The organism is Armatimonas sp. (assembly GCF_031410135.1).
In the GTDB taxonomy this organism is placed as follows: Bacteria; Armatimonadota; Armatimonadia; order Armatimonadales; family Armatimonadaceae; genus Armatimonas.
In genome coordinates this window covers 1-2,756 of sequence record NZ_JANNYP010000334.1, presented here as the reverse complement: position 1 = coordinate 2,756, position 2,756 = coordinate 1, and the positions used below count along the sequence as shown (strand labels likewise).

2 protein-coding genes and 1 pseudogene are annotated in these 2,756 nt (G+C 57.8%); 2 read left to right on the top strand and 1 reads right to left on the bottom strand.

All coding sequences use genetic code 11. The features are described from left to right. Positions 1–1,347, bottom strand: a 1,347-nt coding sequence (locus RMO15_RS12175; RefSeq protein WP_309712663.1) for a hypothetical protein, incomplete at its 3' end; no start/stop codon positions are given. A 77-nt stretch (positions 1,348–1,424) separates the two neighbouring features. Between RMO15_RS12175 and RMO15_RS12170 the strand changes: the two genes are divergently transcribed. Together RMO15_RS12170 and RMO15_RS12165 are read left to right on the top strand one after the other, a co-directional pair. Next, positions 1,425–2,258, top strand: coding sequence for an SMP-30/gluconolactonase/LRE family protein (locus RMO15_RS12170; protein ID WP_309712658.1), 834 nt, complete (start codon positions 1,425–1,427; stop codon positions 2,256–2,258). A gap of 51 nt (positions 2,259–2,309) precedes the next feature. Next, positions 2,310–2,756: pseudogene (locus RMO15_RS12165) on the top strand (winged helix-turn-helix domain-containing protein); the annotation flags it as partial.

Here is a 2,756-nt window from a genome sequence, read left to right as displayed (position 1 = left end):
GCCAAATCCTCCGAATCTGCCTTGTAGCTCGTCGGGTAGTTCAGCAGAGTGATCCGGGCTACACCAGCGCCAGAACCGCTGCTGTAGCCAAAACTCCTGCCCAATGACCTCCGAAGTAGCGTTACGGCTATATGCTTCGCTCCGTCGCACCTGGCAGGCAATTGCTCCCGCCACCACATCCGGGAGGGTTTTCTCATCGGCGAGCTTGGGCATCACTCCTGAAAACATCGAGGGACGCCCTGGCAGGGCATCGCTGCAAGCGACTTTCTCCCAAGCCGTTTTCCCCGGAGAGAGGCGCTGAACATTCAGTCCCAGCGCTCCCACAAACCAAAGAGTAGTATCCGACGTGGCGATGATTTGTGCGTTTGCCAGACGGTAGCCGTCCACACGCTCGGTTAAGTGTGGAAGCGCCGTGGCTTTCCCCGTCTTGAGATCGAGTGTCTCGATGCACGGATTGTTGTCGCCATCCCGATCCGTGGTCGCCAGCACCAGCCGTCCCTCAGAGAGTTTTGTGCCACCGTGGATGGCTCGGTCAGGCAGCCAGCGCTCCCACGAAAGAGGTGTTTCGCTCGCTCGCAGCGGTGCTCCCAGCACACCGATCTGTGTCCCTAGCCAGAGAGTCTCGCCGACCAGCGCCACAGCCCACACCTCAAGGTGACGCTGATCCGCCAGAATCGCCGGATCCCACGCGCCCGAAGTGACCTTCCGCGACTTGCGATCAAAGACCATAAACGGGGAAAGCCTGCCCTGCGCTTGGTTGTTCCGAAGCTCGTTGTACCAGGGAATGCAGGCGACATAGCGCTCTCCCAGCACAAGGAGCGATTTTCCCTGAACCATGGCATTATTGACATAGCCAAAAGGAAATTTCTCAAGAGGAGCTGTCTGCCAGAGCTGCTTCGCCGCATCAAAAAAGCAAAGCAGATACATCCCCGCACTGTCCATCGTCAGCGCAAAGGCCTCTTGTTCGTCGCCCACAAGCGCTAAAAGCTCACTCGGGGGCAAGCCATCATCGGTGCTGTAGACCCGTACCTCGTTGCGCTTTCGATCTACCCGCCGGATCTCATGGGGAGTCGCGACCCACTCGATCTCTCCCGCGAAAGCCGCCGCCCGTATTTCATCGGCGTAAGGCGAGTAGACCCGCACTCCGGGACGCTCTTCAATCAGACCATAGCGTTGACGGATCGGGCCCGCTAGCTCCTGAGGCTTTTTGGGAGTGTAGGTATTAGAACGCTTTGGAGCAACTATCACCGGTTTTTCCGGTTGCTTACCCTGTGCCCAAGCCTTCCAGCCAGTACCCGCTGAGACCAGTGTGCCGCCCGTGAGCGCGAGAAATGTCTTCCGCTGCATTGCACCCATTCTCCTTACCCAATCTTTGTTCTCTCAGACTCCCCAACGGTTCAATAGCTTCATGTTAAAATGCAGCCATGCAAGAGACACTTTTCGTGGCGACGCCTCTCACCCAGGGGGACTTTACCACAGGAATCGAAGGCCCGGCCTGTGATCGCGACGGCAATATCTACTGCGTGAGCTTTCGCGACAAGCGTGGGATTGCAAAAGTAACGCCCGAGGGAAAGGCGGAGCTATTTGTAACGCTCCCCGAGAAAAGCGCGGGCAATGGAATCCGTTTTGACAAAACAGGCAAGATGTATATCGCCGATTACACGGATCACAATATTCTTCAGGTAGACATGGCAACTCGGGCTATCAGTGTGTTCGCACACAACGACGCCATGAACCAGCCCAACGATATTGCCATCGCCTCGAATGGAACGCTCTATGCCAGCGACCCAAGCTGGGCAAACAGCACCGGCCAGCTCTGGCGGATCACCAAAGACGGCAAGACGATCCTTGAAGCCGCTAATATGGGAACCACCAACGGTATTGAAGTCAGCCCCAATGGCAAGACGCTCTATGTCAACGAGAGCGTCCAGCGCAACATCTGGACCTTTGAGATCGCGCCCGATGGCTCGCTCAGAAACAAGCGCCTCTTCAAGAAATTCGAGGACTTTGGCTTCGACGGCATGCGCTGCGATGTAGACGGCAACCTCTACGCCACGCGCCATGGTAAGGGAACGGTCGTCAAGCTCTCACCAAAAGGCATTGTGCTCAAGGAAATTGATGTCCTAGGCGAGCACCCCACCAACATCTGCTTCGGCGGCCCCGATGGTCGCACGGCCTATGTCACCGAAGCCAAACAAATGCGCCTTGTTCAGTTCCGCGTAGACAAACCCGGCCTAGAATGGCAGCGCTGGCGGTAGCGGGAAAATGTTTGGGAGATATTTGGGAGAGTTAGCCGGTAGAGTATCCCCATGAACGAGCCCTGGAACATCCAACTTTTCGGTGGACTGCGCCTCCGCCAAGCGGAGCGCGTCATCACCCGCTTTCGTACTCAGAAGACCGGAGCTTTGCTGGCGTATCTTGCCTACCACAAACAGCAGAGCCACTCGCGAGAAGTCCTCATCGAGCTCTTCTGGCCAGAGACAGCCCCAGAGTCTGGCAGGCACAACCTCAGCCACGCCCTCTCAAGCCTCAGAAGCCTGCTGGAGCCACCGGGAGTCTCTGCAGGCGGCGTCATCATCGCAGATCGCTTCACCGTCGAGCTTAACCCCGAGGCCTTCACCACCGATGTCGCCGAGTTCGAGCAGGCACTCCGAGTCGCCGCGCAGGCACGCAACACCCCCGAGCACGCCCCACTGCTAGCACTCGCCCTCGAAAAATGCACCGGAGAGCTGCTCCCCGGCTACTACGAGGACTGG

What these genes read in the sequence shown, in the direction of transcription:
- RMO15_RS12170 (WP_309712658.1), top strand. Translation starts at nt 1,425, where the DNA reads ATGCAAGAGACACTTTTCGTGGCGACGCCTCTCACCCAGGGGGACTTT.